Source organism: Cnuibacter physcomitrellae (assembly GCF_014640535.1).
Classification (GTDB): domain Bacteria; phylum Actinomycetota; class Actinomycetes; order Actinomycetales; family Microbacteriaceae; genus Cnuibacter; species Cnuibacter physcomitrellae.
Genome location: NZ_BMHD01000002.1, coordinates 222,376 through 237,754, shown reverse-complemented (window position 1 = coordinate 237,754; position 15,379 = coordinate 222,376). Strand labels below are relative to the sequence as shown.

The 15,379-nt window shown below is 71.4% G+C and carries 12 protein-coding genes; 5 read left to right on the top strand and 7 right to left on the bottom strand.

All coding sequences use genetic code 11. The features are described 5' to 3' along the window. Positions 1 to 6: 6 nt before the first annotated feature. On the bottom strand, positions 7 to 1,275 hold the full coding sequence (locus IEX69_RS17965) for a low temperature requirement protein A (RefSeq protein WP_217348679.1): 1,269 nt from the start codon (positions 1,273 to 1,275) through the stop codon (positions 7 to 9). After that, a complete protein-coding gene (locus IEX69_RS17960) occupies positions 1,272 to 1,670 on the bottom strand; it encodes a DUF3592 domain-containing protein (protein ID WP_085018931.1) in 399 nt (132 codons plus the stop codon). The genes IEX69_RS17965 and IEX69_RS17960 overlap by 4 nt, the downstream gene beginning before the upstream one ends. Before the next feature lie 98 nt (positions 1,671 to 1,768). Here IEX69_RS17960 and IEX69_RS17955 point away from each other — a divergent pair, with 98 nt between their 5' ends. Together IEX69_RS17955 and IEX69_RS17950 are read left to right on the top strand one after the other, a co-directional pair. Then, complete coding sequence (locus IEX69_RS17955) at positions 1,769 to 2,296, top strand: gamma carbonic anhydrase family protein (RefSeq protein WP_085021372.1); 528 nt, start codon at positions 1,769 to 1,771, stop codon at positions 2,294 to 2,296. 9 nt (positions 2,297 to 2,305) lie between these two features. Beyond that, entirely contained in the window at positions 2,306 to 3,460 is a 1,155-nt protein-coding gene (locus tag IEX69_RS17950; protein WP_085018932.1) for an acyl-CoA dehydrogenase family protein, read from the top strand. 20 nt (positions 3,461 to 3,480) lie between these two features. On the opposite strand, the gene IEX69_RS17945 is transcribed toward IEX69_RS17950, so the two are convergent. After that, entirely contained in the window at positions 3,481 to 4,569 is a 1,089-nt protein-coding gene (locus IEX69_RS17945) for a DUF4349 domain-containing protein (protein ID WP_157127113.1), read from the bottom strand. A gap of 209 nt (positions 4,570 to 4,778) precedes the next feature. Here IEX69_RS17945 and IEX69_RS17940 point away from each other — a divergent pair, with 209 nt between their 5' ends. Next, the gene (locus tag IEX69_RS17940) at positions 4,779 to 4,973 is read left to right on the top strand and encodes a hypothetical protein (protein ID WP_085018934.1); all 195 of its coding nucleotides are present in this window, start codon (positions 4,779 to 4,781) and stop codon (positions 4,971 to 4,973) included. Between the two features lie 28 nt (positions 4,974 to 5,001). Here IEX69_RS17940 and IEX69_RS17935 read toward each other — a convergent pair whose 3' ends face one another. From IEX69_RS17935 to hrpA, 3 genes are all read right to left on the bottom strand, one after another. Next, on the bottom strand, positions 5,002 to 5,811 hold the full coding sequence (locus tag IEX69_RS17935) for an aldo/keto reductase (RefSeq protein WP_085021373.1): 810 nt from the start codon (positions 5,809 to 5,811) through the stop codon (positions 5,002 to 5,004). Positions 5,812 to 5,883: 72 nt separating this feature from the next. After that, a complete protein-coding gene (locus tag IEX69_RS17930; protein ID WP_085018935.1) occupies positions 5,884 to 7,089 on the bottom strand; it encodes an MFS transporter in 1,206 nt (401 codons plus the stop codon). A gap of 58 nt (positions 7,090 to 7,147) precedes the next feature. Then, positions 7,148 to 11,071 carry an ATP-dependent RNA helicase HrpA gene (gene hrpA, locus IEX69_RS17925; RefSeq protein WP_085018936.1) on the bottom strand — a complete coding sequence of 1,308 codons (3,924 nt, stop codon included), beginning with the start codon at positions 11,069 to 11,071 and terminating at the stop codon, positions 7,148 to 7,150. Positions 11,072 to 11,170: 99 nt separating this feature from the next. Here hrpA and IEX69_RS17920 point away from each other — a divergent pair, with 99 nt between their 5' ends. Both IEX69_RS17920 and IEX69_RS17915 read left to right on the top strand, forming a co-directional pair. Next, positions 11,171 to 11,884: a DUF1684 domain-containing protein gene (locus IEX69_RS17920; protein WP_085018937.1), complete on the top strand. Its 714-nt coding sequence runs from the start codon at positions 11,171 to 11,173 to the stop codon at positions 11,882 to 11,884. 5 nt (positions 11,885 to 11,889) lie between these two features. Next, complete coding sequence (locus tag IEX69_RS17915; protein ID WP_085018938.1) at positions 11,890 to 13,758, top strand: thioredoxin domain-containing protein; 1,869 nt, start codon at positions 11,890 to 11,892, stop codon at positions 13,756 to 13,758. 34 nt (positions 13,759 to 13,792) lie between these two features. Here the strand turns inward: IEX69_RS17915 and IEX69_RS17910 are convergent, their stop codons facing one another. Beyond that, complete coding sequence (locus tag IEX69_RS17910) at positions 13,793 to 15,256, bottom strand: hypothetical protein (protein WP_157127114.1); 1,464 nt, start codon at positions 15,254 to 15,256, stop codon at positions 13,793 to 13,795. Between the last annotated feature and the right edge of the window lie 123 nt (positions 15,257 to 15,379).

Sequence of the window (15,379 nt, the reverse complement as noted above, 5' to 3'; positions counted from 1 at the left end):
TCCGGCTCAGTCGACGGACACCGGCGGACGGAACCGCCGATACACGATCGTCGTCGCCACCACCGTGGCCACGGTGAGGGCGATGAGCAGGATCGTGACGGCGATGCCGACCGAGTGCGCGGCCAGCGGCAGCAGCAGCACCACGGCCGCCGCGCCCAGGCTCACCGCCGGGGGGATGACGGTCGGGCCGGTGAGCGGGCGGTAGAGACCCCACATCAGGACGAGGAAGACCGCGACGGGGACGGCCACGCCGTATCCCACGACGGTGGGATCGACGCCCTCGTGCCCCTCCATCGACACGACGGCGGCCTCGAGCCCCGCACCGGCGGCGGTGAGGGCCACGAAGATGCCGTAGTGCCCGTACCCCCACCAGAACGACAGGCTCCTCCGCCGTTCGAGCCCTTCGTGGGCGGGCTCGAGGAAGTAGATCCACCACAGCCCGAAGAGCAGGGCGAGAGCCGAGGCGGCGAGCAGCACGAACAGTCCCGTCGCCGCTCCCGCGTTGACGATCTGCTGCACCGCCACCGTGGAGGCCAGCACCGACTCGCCCAGCAGGATGATCACGAACAGGCCGTATCGCTCGGCGATGTGGTGCGGATGCCACTGCGTCAGCCTCGGACGCTCCGCGACGAGCGGCACCGCCATCTCGCAGAGCGCCAGGAGCACGAACACGACGACGAGCAGCCATCCGGGGAAGCCCTGGGTGACGAAGAGCCGGACGATCCACAGCACCTGCACGATGCTGATGCCGATCGCGTATCGGAGGGCGGTCGCCCTGCTCTCCGGGTCGGAGGCCGCCACTCGGAGCCACTGGGCCACCATGGCGAACCGCATGATGGCGTACCCGATGGTGGGCAGCGTGAAGTCGCCCACCTCGAAGGCCTGCTGGACCCCGGCCGCGAGCACGAGGACCCCACCCATCTGCACCATGGTGAGGAGGCGGTACGGCACATCGTCGGTGTCGTAGGCGGAGGCGAACCAGGTGAAGTTCAGCCACGCCCACCAGATGGCGAAGAACACCATGAGCAGGGGAGCGATGCCCTCGGCCACGTGGTCGACCTCGATCGCGTGGGCGAACGGTCCGACGGCGGCGGACACCGCGGCGACGAACGTGAGGTCGAACAGCAGCTCGAGCGGACTCGACACGCGGCCTCGCTCGTCGACGTCGCGGCCGCGCATCCTGACCACCGGCACGAGGCCGGCGAGCCGCCGTGCCTTCGCCCGCTCGTTCGACCGCGAAGCGCTCGCCCGCTCGTTCGACCGAGGGGTGCTCATGCGCTGAGCACCAGGGACACCACCGACGAGATCACGCCGAGCCCGAGCAGGATGCTCCCGCTGATGCGGAGCGCGCGTCCTTCGTGGCGAGGGTCGTCGATCCTGCCGACGGAGGGATCGCGCGGGCTGACGTAGACGGTGATCCCGTCGCCGGGATCGAGCACCTGCGTGTCATCGTCGTCGGCGGGCGCTTCATACAGCACCGCGTCGTCGCCCAGCCAGCGGTAGGCGCGGCGTCCGCTCTCGTCGACCACGACCACGCCGTCCGTCCTCCGCCACCCCCGGAAGAACGCACCCCGCAGCAGGCCGATGACGAGCAGCACGATGCCGAGTGCCAGCCCGATCCAGCTGAAGGCTTCGACGATGAGCGACACCGAGGCCACGGGATCGTCCATGCTGCCACTGTATCGAGCGCGCGGCGGTCGGAGCGACCGCGGCGCGAGGCCGGTGACGGCGTGGGCACGGCGGGGGCGACTGGTTAGAGTGGGTGGTCATGAGGATCCCCTTCGGCGATGCCGCCCCCGTGGTCGACGAGAGCGCGTGGATCGCGCCGACGGCCACCCTCATCGGCGCGGTCACCGTCCATCCCCGCGCGAGCGTGTTCTACGGCAGCGTCCTGCGCGGCGACACCGACTCGATCACGCTCGGTGAGCGGTCCAACCTCCAGGACAACGTGGTCGTGCACTGCGACACCGGGATCCCGACGACGATCGGCGCCGGCGTCAGCGTCGGCCACGGGGCCGTGCTCCACGGCTGCACGATCGAGGACGACGTGCTCGTCGGCATGAGCGCCACCGTCCTGAACGGCGCGGTCATCGGAGCGGGGTCGCTCATCGCGGCGGGCGCGGTCGTGCTCGAGGGCACCGTCGTACCGCCGCGGTCGCTCGTGGCCGGGGTGCCCGCGAAGGTCCGGCGCGAGCTCACCGACGACGAGCAGGAGAAGATCCGCCGCAACGCGGAGACCTACCTGCGACTGTCCGCGGGGCATGCCGAGGCGCTCGCCGGCGGCTCCCCGGACTGAGGCGCCGACGTGACCGAGTCGATCCTCGACGACGACCTGCTCGCGCGCATCCGGTCCCGGGCGGCCGTGCACGATCGCGAGAACACCTTCTTCGACGACGACCTCCGCGACCTCGCCGAGATCGGCTGGCTCCGGATGCTCACGCCGGTCGAACGGGGCGGGCTCGGCTTCGGTCTGGAACGGGTGGCCGCCGAGCAGACCCGGCTCGCCACCGCGGCGCCCGCGACGGCGCTCGGCATCAACATGCACCTCGTCTGGACCGGCGTGGCGAAGGTGCTGCTCGACCGGGGGGATGCGTCGCTCGCCTGGGTGCTCGACGACGCGGCGCGGGGTGAGGTGTTCGCGTTCGGGAACAGCGAGGCGGGCAACGACCTCGTGCTCTTCGGGTCCACCACGCGTGCGGAGCCGCGCCCGGATGGCGGCTACGCGTTCACCGGCCGCAAGATCTTCACCTCGCTCGCCCCCGCGTGGACGCGGCTCGGGGTCTTCGGCCTCGACGACACCGAGCCCGACCGGCCGCTGCTGGTCCATGCGTTCCTCGACCGCGACACCGCCGGGGTGACCACGCTCGACGACTGGGACACCCTCGCCATGCGCGCCAGCCAGAGCCGCACCACGGTCCTCGACGGGGCCGTCGCGCCCGCCGAGCGAGTGTTCCGCCGGCTGCCCGCGGGTCCGAGCGCCGATCCGCTGATCTTCGCGATCTTCGCTTGCTTCGAGATCCTGCTCTCCGCGGTCTACACCGGTCTGTCGCAGCGGGCGGTGGTGCTCGCCGTCGAGGCCGCGCAGCGCCGCCGGTCGCTCAAGTACGACGGGCGTCCGTACGCGCACGATCCCGACATCCGGTGGAAGGTCGCCGAGGCGGGGATCGCGCACGACGGGATCCCGCCGCAGATCGCGGCCCTCGCCCGTGACGTCGACCTGCTCGTCGACCACGGCGCCGCCTGGTTCCCCCGGCTGGTGGGGCTCAAGGTGAGGGCGACCGAGAGCGCGCGCTTCGTCGTCGACCAGGCGCTCCGCGTGTCGGGCGGCTCCGCCATCGCGTCCTCGAGTGAGCTCGGCCGCCTCTACCGCGACGTCATCGCCGGGATCTTCCACCCCTCCGACGGGGAGTCGGCGCACAACACCGTCGCGAACGCACTCCTCGGCCCCGCGCCCGACTGAGCCTGCTCGGTCCCGCTCGGTCAGGCATCCGTCCGGCCCTCCTCCGGGTCGGACGACGGAGCCGTGGGAGCGGCGGGAGCCGCGGGATCCACCGTCGCCGTCGCGGCCGGTGCGGCCGCCGTCGGGCTCGCGGCCGGTGCGGCGGCAGTGCCCTGGGACGATGCGGACGGCGCAGGCACCCGCGGTGCGACGGGGAAGGTCCCGTTCGGGTGGTGCGGAGCGGGCGGGGCCACCGGCACGCCCGTCGCCACCCGTGCCGCGCGACGACGGCGGCGGAGCCGGACGAGCAGAAGCACCACCGTGACCACGATCCCGGCGAGGACCAGCCAGGGGAGCAGCACGCCGAGCACCACGAGGAAGCCCGCCGCGGCGGTGGTGAGCGAGGCCCATCCCGCGGCCAGACCGCTCCAGAAGTCGCCGGCCACGACCTCGGGGACGGCGGCGGGGGTCTGCAGGGTGAGCGTGATCGTCGAGTACGCGACCTGGTCGTCGAGGTACTGCTTCTGCGCCGTCAGGCTGTCGAGCTGGGTCTGCCGGTCGGAGATCGCGGTCTCCAGCTCGATCAGGTCGGAGGTCGTGGCGGCGTTGCCGACGAGGGCGAGGAGGCGGTCGATCGATGCTCGGAGCGCGGTGATCTGAGCGTCGAGGTCGCGCGACTGCAGGGTCACGTCGTCGGCGGTCAGCGACACGGAGTCGATCGAGCCGATGTCCTTCAGCTCCTCCAGCGCCTGGTCGACCTGGTCGGCCGGAACGCGGAGGGTGAGCTGCGCCGAGGCCGGCTGTCCTTCCGCTCCGGCCTGCTGGTTGCGGCTGTCGATCCGTCCGTCCAGTTGCTCGACGAGCTGGACGACCCGCTCGGCGGAGGCCACGGGATCGTCGGTGGTGATCGTGACCCAGCCCGTCGTGACGACCTTCTGACCGGATGCCTGGAGGTCGGAGGGCGCGGAACCGTCAGCCGCACCCGAGCGGTCGCCCGGTGCCGGCGCCGGTCCGCCCTCCTGGGCGATCCCGCCACCCCCTGACGACGAGCTCTGGGATGACGACGCCGAGCATCCGGACAGCAGCAGCACACCCGCGACGACGGCGGCGAGGACGGGGAGTCTTCTCATGCCGGTCACTGTAGGGATCGAGCATGACCCGCGCCTGCGGATGGGTCGATGGTCACACGATCGTTATGGGTCGGTGATGAGTCCGTTATCAGCGGGCCGGATGTCGGCTGGGAGATCACGGGGAGGTCACGAGCGGACCGGGGTCGACCGTCGTATGGTGAGCGACGAGCAGACCTCACGGCTGCCTACCAGCTCGAGGAAGGAGCGCCATGGGATTCCTGGATGACGCGAAGGACGCAGCGAAGGCCACCGGCGAGAAGATCAGCCGAACGGTGGAGGACACCAAGGAGCGGATCAGCGACCGCGTCGACGAGGCGAAGGCCGAGAACGACGTGAAGCGCGCCGAGGCGGAACGCGACGCGACCAAGGCCAAGAACGACTACAAGGAGTCGCTGCGCGACTGATCGCGAAGCACTTCCTGGGACCCCGGCGTCAGTTGTTGTCGTCGGGGTCCTTGCCTGTCCGCTCCCCGGTCTCCATCGTCGCGATCGCGGCGAGGTCGTCGGCGTCCAGCTCGAAGTCGAAGACGTCGAGGTTCTCGCGGATGCGCGACGGCGTCACCGACTTGGGGATCACGACGTTCCCCAGCTGGACGTGCCAGCGGAGGATCACCTGCGCGGGCGTCCTGCCGTGCCTCTCGGCGATCGCGGTGATCGGCCCGATCCGCTCGGGGTCGAGCAGGTAGCCGCGCGCGAGCGGCGACCAGGCCTCCGTGAGGATCCCGTGCGCGTCGTCGTAGGAGCGCACGTCGGCCTGGGGGAGCCACGGGTGCAGCTCCACCTGGTTCACCGCGGGAACGGTGTCGGTCTCCCGCGCCAGGCGGTCGAGGTGCTTGGTGTGGAAGTTGGCGACGCCGATGGAGCGGGCCCGGCCCTGGTCGCGGAGCCTCTCGAGCGCTAGCCAGGTCTCGACGTAGCGGTCGTTCCGGGGTGCGGGCCAGTGGATCAGGAACAGGTCGACGTACTCGAGCCCCAGCCTGCCGATGCTCTCGTCGAAGGAGCGGAGCGCGGAGTCGTACCCGTTGTCGTCCTTCCACACCTTCGTCGTGACGAAGACGTCCTCCCGGGGCAGTCCGCTGCGCCGGATGCCCTCGCCCACGGCACGCTCGTTGGCGTAGAAGCTCGCCGTGTCGATGTGCCGGTAGCCGGCCTCGAGAGCGGTGAGGACCGCCTCCGTCGCCTCCTCGTCGGGGATCTTGTACACGCCGAAGCCGAGCTGCGGGATGCTGCGCCCGTCGTTCATGGTCAGGAGCGGGACGGAGGGAGTGGTCACCCGATCCAGCGTAGGCCAGCGAGCCCCGGGCCCGGCGGGCACTCAGCTCGTGACCGTGACCGGCTCGGTGTCGGGGATCGGGCCCGCCTCACGGCCGCGGAGATCCGGATGCCACCGTCGTCCGAGGGCGGGGACCAGGAAGCCGATCAAGGCGATCCCGGCCGCGGCGACGAACGCCCCCGTCGGACCCACGCCGTCGATGAGGAAGCCGGCGACCGCCGATCCGACCGCAGCGCCGATCAGCTGACCCGTGCCGACCCAACCGTACGCCTCGGCGGTGTCGGAGAACTTCACGCTCGATGAGACGATCGCAAACATCACGGCGAGGGCAGGTGCGATGCCGACGCCTGCGAGGAAGAGCAGGGCCCCGATCCACCACACGTTGAGCCACAGGGCGGCGAGCGCGGTTCCGACGAAGACCACCCCCATCCGCAGCGCGAGGGCCCACGGGCCGATCGGCCGGTGCCCGAACGAGAGACCGCCGACGAGGGAGCCGATCGAGAACACCGCGAGCACGAGGCCGGCCTCGACGCCGCCCTCGCCGAAGGTGGCGACCACACCCGCCTCGATCGCGGCACAGGCCGCGATGAGGAGGAACCCGACGATCGTCGCGAGGAGCACGGCCGGCTTCTTCAGCACCACGCCGAGCTTGCGGCGGCTGCGGGGGATGCGCACCCGGCCCACCTCGGGGCTCGCCACGAACCACGTGCCGCCGACGACGAGGAACGCCACGGCGAGCAGGATGCCCGCCACGGTCGACACCTGGGTGGCCGCCACCGTCGCGATGACGGGGCCGAGGACCCAGATGATCTCCTGCGCCGAGGCGTCGAGCGAGAACAGCGGCGTGAGCTGGCGCGAGTTCACGAGCTTGGGGTAGATGGTGCGCACGGCGGGCTGCACGGGCGGTGTGGCCAGTCCGGCGACGAACGCGACGGCCATCGCCGCGGGCACGGGCAGCCTGACGAGGGCGATGGTGGCGATCCCGAGGGCGCAGACGATCATCGTGACGACGATGACCGGCCGGATGCCGAGCCGCCCCATGAGCCGGCTGGTCAGCGGACCGGCGATCGCCTGACCGATGCTGAGCGCGGCCAGCACCAGTCCCGCCACGCCGTACGAGTCCCAGGTGTGCTCGATGTGCAGGAGGAAGGCGAGCGAGAGCATGCCGAAAGGGAACCGGGCGGTCAGCTGCGCGGCGATGATGCGCGCGACTCCGCGGGTTCTCAGAAGATCGGCATAGGAACTCACAAGCTGACCATCTTATCGTGTCGACCTGGGATCGTGCCGGGCCGCTCGGCCCGGGCTCTCAGCCGGCGAGCGCCTTCTGGATGCGCTGCAGCGACACGGGCTCCGCCGTGCCGAGCTGCTGGGCGAAGAGACTCACCCGCAGCTCCTCGATCAGCCACCGAGCGCGCACGAGGTGCGCGGGCGCCGACGGAGCCGCGGGGATGCTGCCGCCGGCGTCCCTCAGTCGGGCCACGGCGGTCTCGACCTCGTTCTGCCAGGCGCGGTCGCGACCGGGATTGTCGGGGAGTCGCTCGAGGCGGTAGGTCACCGCGTCGAGGTAGCGCACCAGATGCCGGAGGCGCGCGAGTCCGGTGAGCGACACGAACCCCTTCGGCAGGAGCGCCGCGACCTGCTCGCGCGCATCGCCCAGCGCCGACAGCAGCGACATGCTCGTCACCTGCTTGAGCGCTCGCTCCGTGCGCCGCCAGGCCTCCAGGATGCGCACGATCGTGCCCACCGCGTCGTCGAGGAGCGCGAGGACGGATCGCGAGAGCTCGTCGCGCACCGCCTCGAAGTCTCCCGCCGTGCGTACGACGCCATCGGGGTGCATCCGCCGGAGCACGTCGTCGGCGCAGGCGAGCATCGCGTCGTCGAGCAGCGCCTGCACGCTCGGGTAGGGGGCGGTCGCGAGCAGGAGCCGCTCGTTCTGCGTCAGGTGCTCCTTGACGTAGCTCGCGGGTGAGGGCACCGCGAGCACGAGCAGGCGCCGCACGCCGGCGGGCGTCTCGCGGGCCTGGTCCGCCGGGGTCGCGAGCAGGCGGACGCCGACGCTCGAGCCCTCGTCGACGAGCGCCGGATAGGCGCGGACCACGCCGCCCTGCCCCTTCGTGTCGACGTGATCGGGGAGGTCGCCGACGTCCCAGCGGGTGAGGCCGGTGCGCTCGATCGGATCGCGGCGGGCAGCGGTGGCGACCTTGGCCACACTCGACCGGGCGCGGTCCTGGAACCGCTCCTGCAGCTCCTCGAGGTCCTTCCCCTCGCCGATCGTCCGCCCGCGATCGTCCACGACGCGGAAGGTGACGCGGAGGTGCTCGGGGATGCGGCCGCGGTCGAAGTCCGCGGCGGTGACCCGCTCGTGACCGAGGCGGGTCATGGCGCCGGCCAGCAGCTCGAGGAAGTCGGCCTGCGACACGTCGGCGCCGGACCCGCGGGCCTCCGCCTCGAGGGTCTCGAGGAGGCGCGCCGCCCAGTCGGTGGCGGGGACGAAACGCACCCGGAGCCGCTTCGGCAGCGACTTGATGAGCGCGATGACCAGGTCGCGTCGGAGGCCCGGCACCTGCGCCTCGAACGCGGACTGACGGAGCCGTGGCAGCAGGGCGAGCGGCACGGTCGCGGTGACCCCGTCGTCGCGGGCGCCCGGCTCGAACCGGTAGGCGAGCGCGAGCCGCTGGTCGCCCTGACGCCAGCTGGTCGGATACTCCTCCTCGTCGACCTCCGGCGCCCCCTCGGGGAGGAGGTTCTCGATCGTCATCGTGAGGAGGTCGGGATCGTCGGCCCGGGCCTTGCGCCACCAGCCCTCGAAGTCGCGCACGGTCGCGACGTCGCGGGGGATCCGGGCGTCGTAGAAGTCGAAGACGGCCTCGTCGCCGGTGACGATGTCGCGACGTCGGCTGCGCTCCTCGAGCTGCTCCAGCTGCTTCCGGAAGGCCCGATTGGCCCGGTCGAACGCCTGCTGCGAGTCCCACTCGCCGTCGACGAGGGCGTGACGGAGGAAGAGCTCGCGCGCGTACGCGGGGTCGATGCGCGCGAACTGGACACGGCGACGCGGGATGATCGGCACCCCGTAGAGGGTGACCCGCTCGTACGCCACCGCGGCACCCTGCTTCTTCTCCCAGTGCGGCTCGGAGTAGGTGCGCTTCAGGAGGTCGCGCGCCAGGGGCTCCGCCCACGCGGGGTCGATCGCCGCGTTCATGCGCGCGAACAGCCTGCTCGTCTCGACCAGCTCGGCGCTCATCACCGCGGCGGGCTGCTTCTTCGCCAGCGCCGAGCCCGGGAAGATCGAGAACCGCGTCTGCCGGGCGCCGAGGTAGTCGCGCTTCTCGAGGTCGCGCAGACCGATGTGGCTCAGCAGCCCGCTGAGGATGGCGCGATGGATGCCGTCGGGGTCCACCCGCGGCTCGCCGATCTCGAGGCTCAGCGGCTTCGCCAGACGACGCAGCTGCCGGTACAGGTCCTGCCACTCGCGGACCCGGAGGTAGTTGATGTACTCGGCCTTGCACATCCGGCGGAACGCGCTCGAGGACAGCTCGGCCTGCTTCTGCTCGAGATGGTTCCAGAGGTTCAGCAGCGACAGGAAGTCGCTCGTGGGGTCGGTGAACCGCCCGTGCAGCTCATCGGCGCGCTGACGCCGCTCGAGGGGTCGCTCGCGGACGTCCTGGATGGTGAGACCGGCGACGATCGCGAGGATCTCACGGGTGTTCCCTGTGCGCCGCGACTCGACGACCATGCGGGCGAACCGAGGCTCGATCGGGAGGCGGGCGAGGTCGCGCCCCACCCGGGTGAGCCGCGGGCCGTCGGACCCGGGCTTGCCTGGCGAGATCGCGCCGAGCTCGGCGAGCAGGTCGAGTCCGTCCTTCACACCGCGGGAGTCGGGCGGGGTGAGGAACGGGAAGGCCTGGATGTCGCCGAGACGAAGCGAGATCATCTGCAGGATGACGGCGGCGAGGCCGGTGCGGAGGATCTCGGGATCGGTGTACTCCGGTCGCCGCTCGAAGTCAGCCTCCGAGTAGAGGCGGATGGCGATGCCGGGGCTCGTCCGGCCCGAGCGGCCGGAACGCTGGCGGGCGGACGCCTGCGAGATGGGCTCGATCGGAAGGCGCTGCACCTTCGCGCGGACGCTGTACCGGCTGATGCGCGCGGTCCCGGCGTCGATCACGTAGCGGATGCCCGGCACGGTGAGACTGGTCTCGGCGACGTTCGTGGCGAGCACCACACGACGGCTGACGCCGGGCGTGCCGCTGCGCTCGAAGACGCGGTGCTGGTCGGCGGCGCTCAGCCGGCCGTACAGGGGGAGCAGCTCGGTGCGCCCGGCGGCGCCGCCCTGCGCCGTCAGCCGGCCGCGGAGGGCCTCCTCCGCGTCGCGGATCTCGTTCTCGCCCGAGAGGAACACGAGCACATCGCCCGGCGCCTCCCGGGCGAGCTCGTCGAGGGCGTCGCCGATCGCGTCGAACAGGTCGCGATCCTGGGCCGGGCCGCCGGCGTCCGCGGTCCTCCGCTTCGCAGCACGACCGCTCAGGCGCGGGGCGTCGACGTCCGTGTCCTCGTCTGCGCCCTCGTCCTCGCCCGGGTCCGTGTCGCTGCCCGGGTCCGTGTCGTCGCCGTCGTCGGGCGAGAGCGGCCGGTACCGGATCTCCACCGGGAAGGTGCGGCCCGACACCTCGACGATCGGCGCCGGAGTGCCCTCCGCATCCGCGAAGTGCCTCGCGAAGCTCTCGGGATCGATCGTGGCGCTCGTGATGATGACCTTGAGGTCGGGGCGCTGGGGCAGCAGCTGCTTGAGATACCCGAGGAGGAAGTCGATGTTGAGGCTGCGTTCGTGCGCCTCGTCGATGATGATCGTGTCGTAGCGGCTGAGCAGCCGATCGTGGTTCATCTCGTTGAGGAGGATGCCGTCGGTCATCAGCTTGATGCGGGTGTCGGCCGACGCGCGGTCGGTGAAGCGCACCTGATAGCCGACGAGTCCGCCGACCTCCTGGCCGAGCTCCTCGGCGATGCGCTCCGCGATGGTGCGCGCCGCGAGCCGGCGCGGCTGCGTGTGACCGATGTGCTCGCGGCCGAGCTCGAGGCAGATCTTCGGCAGCTGCGTCGTCTTGCCCGAGCCGGTCTCGCCGGCGACGATGACGACCTGGTTCTCGGCGATCGCGCGCGCGATCTCGTCCTTCTTCTGGCTGACGGGCAGCTCGGGAGGGAAGACGATGCGGGGGAGGGTCGAGGCGTCCGACATGAGCCCTCCATCCTACCGCCGGTGGCCGCCGCGGGGGCGGCCCTCCGGCGTCCGCACCAGGAGCGCCCGGCCCGGCCGCGCTCGTCCTAGGGTGGAGGGGTGAGCGAGTTCTCGGACGGATGGAACCGGTGGCGGCAGCAGCGATGGGCCGCGGTCGACGGCGAGTTCGGCATCGCGGCGCTCGTCGCGACGCACTGGCTGAGCACGACACCGCAGGCACTGCCCGGGCTGCCGGGTGAGTGGCACGTCGAACGCGGCGACATCGTCGGCGACGACCTGACCATCGAGGCCGGCGGCGAGGCGCTGCTGGGCGGGGTCCTGCTCAAGCACATGCAGCGCGACGACCAGATCGCGCTCCGCGTGTTCGATCCAGACAGCCCGGGCAGGACGTCCCTCGACCGCATCGACGTCTTCCCTCTCGACGCCGAGTGGAAGACGCACGGGGTGTTCACGCCCGCCGTCGACGAGTCGGTCGGCATCGAGGCCATCGACGGCTACGTCCAGGACACGGCCGTCGCCGGGCACGTGCGCTTCGAGATCGGCGGCGAGTCGGCGTCCTTCGTCGTGACCGGCGAGGGCCCGGAGAAGTTCGCCACGTTCGGCGACGCCACGAACGGCGTCGACACCTACGGGTTCCGCTTCCTGCGGATCCGCGTCGAGGGCGACGACGGAGCCGCGATCGTCGACTTCAACCGCGCCTACCTCCCCAACTGCGCGTTCGCCGACGGGTACGTGTGCCCGTTGCCACCCGCATCCAACCGACTCCACGTGCGCGTCCCGGCGGGCGAGCGCGCCGTCGTCCGGGGGGACTGAGCCCCGTGGCCGACCGTCTGGCGCAGGCGATCAGCCCGTACCTGCGCTCGCACGCCGCCAATCCGGTCGACTGGTATCCCTGGGGCGAGGAGGCGTTCGCCGCTGCCCGGGAGCGCGACGTGCCGGTGCTGGTCTCGATCGGATACGCCACCTGCCACTGGTGCCACGTGATGGCGCGGGAGTCGTTCTCCGATCCCGAGCTCGCGGCGTATCTCAACGAGCACTTCGTGGCGATCAAGGTCGACAGGGAGGAGCATCCCGACGTCGACGCCGTGCACCTGGCCGCCGCGGGCGCCTTCACTCGGGATCTCGGCTGGCCGCTCAACGTCTTCGTGACGCCGGACGACGCGGCGTTCTACGCCGGGACCTATTGGCCCCCCGTACCCGTGCAGGGGCGCGCCTCGTTCCGGCAGGTGCTGCAGGCCGTCACCGAGGCCTGGACGCAGCGCCGCGCCGATGTCGACACCATCGCGGGGGAGCTGTCGGCGGCTCTCTCATCGGCCGGGGAGGCGTTCGCACCCGGTGGCGAAGAGCTGCCCTCGGTCGAGATCGCGTCGGCGACGGCCGCGCTCGCGGCGGCGGAGGACACGGCCCATGGCGGGTTCGGGACCGCGCCCAAGTTCCCGGTCGCTCCCGTGCTCCGATTCCTGCTGCGGTCGGATGGGTCGGGCGCGGGTCCGGGCGTCGCCTTGGCGGTGCGCACGCTGCGTGCGATGGCCGCGTCTCCGCTCCGCGACCGGCTCGAAGGCGGGTTCTTCCGCTACGCCACCCGTGCCGACTGGAGCGAGCCGCACTACGAGCGGATGCTCTACGACAACGCCGTCCTGCTCGACGCCTACACGTCGGCGGCGGCCCGCACGGGGGAGGACTGGGCCCGCGAGACGGCCATCGGCATCGCACGGTTCCTCCTCGACGTGCTCAGGGTCGACGGAGGCGTGTTCGCCTCTGCGCAGGACTCCGAGAGCACGGTCGACGGCGTCCGCACCGAAGGCGGCTACTACGCGCTCACGGCCGACGACCGCGCTCGCCAGGATCCTCCGGCGCTCGACCGCAAGGTCCTCACAGGGTGGAACGGACTCGCCGTCGGGGCGCTCGCCCACGCGGGCTTCGTGCTGGACCAGCGCGAGCTCGTGTCGGCGGCGTCGGAGGCGGCCGACTGGCTGCTGACCCATCACGTCGTCGGCGACGGGGTGCTCGTGCGCGCGTCGCTGGGCGGGGCCGTATCGTCCGCCGTGTCGACCCTCGAGGACCACGGCATGCTCGCCGAGGGGCTGGCGCGGCTGGCCTGCGTCACCGGGTCGATGCGCTACGCGGACGCCGCCTGCACCCTCGTCGATCGCGTCATCGACGCCGGTCTCTCCGCCCCGGGCTCCGGCGACCCCGTGCTCGCCGCGCGCGGGCTCGCCGTGAGTCCCGACCCGTCGGAGGGCGCGTACCCGTCGGGCCGCAGCGCCACCGCCTCCGCCGCGCTCACCCTCTACGACCTCACGGGCGACTCTCGCTACCGTTCGGCGGCCGTCGCGCTGGTCGCGCCCCTCGCCGCCGCGGCGGCGTCGCAGCCGATCGCGTTCGGGGCCCTCCTCGACGTCGTGGCGCGCCTCCAGGGCGCCCACGAGCAGGTGGTCGTGGTGATGCCCTCCGAGGAGTCGACGCGATCGTCCTCCGGCGGCGTCCTCGACGTGGCGCGGACCCTCGATCACGCGACGGTCGTCGTGGCGACCGACTCGCAGGCGACGGAGCTCGCCGCGAACGGCTTCGCGCTGCTCGAGGCCCGCTCCACGATCGACCACCTCCCCACCGCCTATCGCTGCCTCGACTTCGTCTGCCGCCTCCCCGTCACCTCCGCCGAGGCCCTCCGCGCCCAGCTCACCTGAGCGGGGCTGGCCGCGGGGCGGGTTCGTGCGGCCGTCAGCCGTTCGTTCGGGCCGGACGTCGGCGTCGCGCGAACACCATCGCCGCCACTCCCATGAGCGCGATCCCTCCGGATACGAGGGCGCTCGCGAGCGCGACGGCGCCGTCGTTCCCCGTGGACGCGAGCGCCCCTCGTCCCCCGGCGGCGGCCCCTGAGCTGCCCCCAGCGGTCGTGGAACCCCCGTTTCCGCCTGCTCCAGTCGTGTCGCCGGAGGTCGGGCTGGGCGTCGGGGAGGGCGCCACGGCCGGCGTCACGACGATCGTCTGGGTCTGCGCGCTCGAGTCGCCGAGGTCGTTGCTCGCGACCACGTCGAAGACGTAGTTGCCGGGAGCCGTCGCGGTTCCGGACAGCACCCCGTTCGTCAGCGTCAACCACGTCGGCAGGTTTGAAGACTTCACGCTCGCAGAGCCGAGGCCGCCCGCGGTCGTGATCGTCGAGGTGAAGGTCTCGCCCTCTCCGATCGTCGCCGTGATCGGCGCAGACGATACGGAGGGGACGAAGGGCATGGTCGCGACGGTCGGGTTCGTGCCCCACGCTGCGACGAGGGTCTGCGTGGCACCCACCCGCACCGCGGACGGGGTGCCGGTCGTCGTGAAGGCTCCGACCTGCTGCGGCGTATACCCGCCGTGGGGGAGCGTCATGAGGGCACCCGCCTGGTCGACGAAGTAGATCGATCCGGCGGAGTCCATGGCGATGTCGTCGATCGCCGAAGGCAACGTCGTCGTGTTGATGTCGTCGGCGACGGTGCGCTCGATGATCTTGTGTCGGAGGTCGCCATACACCACCCATGACCCATCGTTGCGAGCCTCGATGTCGGTCAGGTTGGGGCTGGCGTCGAGCATCCAGGTCGTCTTCTTGCCGTCGGGCGCGAGCACGATCACGCGCCCGTCCATCGATGCGGCGTAGACGTTGCGGTTGCGGTCGACGTCGATCGCGTTGGTCGTGGTGGGAGTCGAGAAGGTGAACGCGGGGTTCACGACGCCGGAGAAGCCGATCTCGTAGATGCTCGTCGAGGCTCCGAGAACGTAGAGCGTGGCGTCATCGGCGATGATGCTCAGGGCCCGAGCCTTGCCGTCGGGCGACGCGCTGAATGCGTTGTTGATGACTCCATCCGGAGTGATCCGAGAGATGGCACCCGTCCCGGAATCGGAGACGTACACGTCGCCCAGCGCGTCGACCGCCATGTCGGAAGGCTGTGCCCCCGCGGGGAGCGCGAACGTGTCGATCAGCACCCCGTCCGAGCCGATCTTCCTGATCTCGGCACCGGCTGGGGTGACGACCATCACGTACACGTTGCCGAACGGGTCCTGCACGGCGAGATCGGTGGCAGCGCCTGTGGTCGTGACCTCGTAGAACGGATCGACGGCGATCGGTGCTGCCGTGGCCAGGGAAGGAGCGCAGCACACGGCGACGGCTAGACCGGTGGCGAAGATCGCAGAAGTGAGTCGTGCTCGAATCATGGTGAGAATGTATCAGATTGTCCAGCGGGGTGGCACTTCGAGTCCCTCTGATGGCCCGGCTCAACTGAAGCCAGAGGCTGTCGCGACGTGATCGGCACGCAGGAGGCCCCCTACGCGAACCGT

Excerpts from the sequence above, each read along its gene's own strand:
- IEX69_RS17965 (WP_217348679.1), bottom strand. The coding sequence starts at position 1,275 with ATGAGCACCCCTCGGTCGAACGAGCGGGCGAGCGCTTCGCGGTCGAAC.
- IEX69_RS17960 (WP_085018931.1), bottom strand. The coding sequence starts at position 1,670 with ATGGACGATCCCGTGGCCTCGGTGTCGCTCATCGTCGAAGCCTTCAGC.
- IEX69_RS17955 (WP_085021372.1), top strand. The coding sequence starts at position 1,769 with ATGAGGATCCCCTTCGGCGATGCCGCCCCCGTGGTCGACGAGAGCGCG.
- IEX69_RS17945 (WP_157127113.1), bottom strand. The coding sequence starts at position 4,569 with ATGAGAAGACTCCCCGTCCTCGCCGCCGTCGTCGCGGGTGTGCTGCTG.
- IEX69_RS17940 (WP_085018934.1), top strand. The coding sequence starts at position 4,779 with ATGGGATTCCTGGATGACGCGAAGGACGCAGCGAAGGCCACCGGCGAG.
- IEX69_RS17935 (WP_085021373.1), bottom strand. The coding sequence starts at position 5,811 with ATGAACGACGGGCGCAGCATCCCGCAGCTCGGCTTCGGCGTGTACAAG.
- hrpA (WP_085018936.1), bottom strand. The coding sequence starts at position 11,071 with ATGTCGGACGCCTCGACCCTCCCCCGCATCGTCTTCCCTCCCGAGCTG.
- IEX69_RS17910 (WP_157127114.1), bottom strand. The coding sequence starts at position 15,256 with ATGATTCGAGCACGACTCACTTCTGCGATCTTCGCCACCGGTCTAGCC.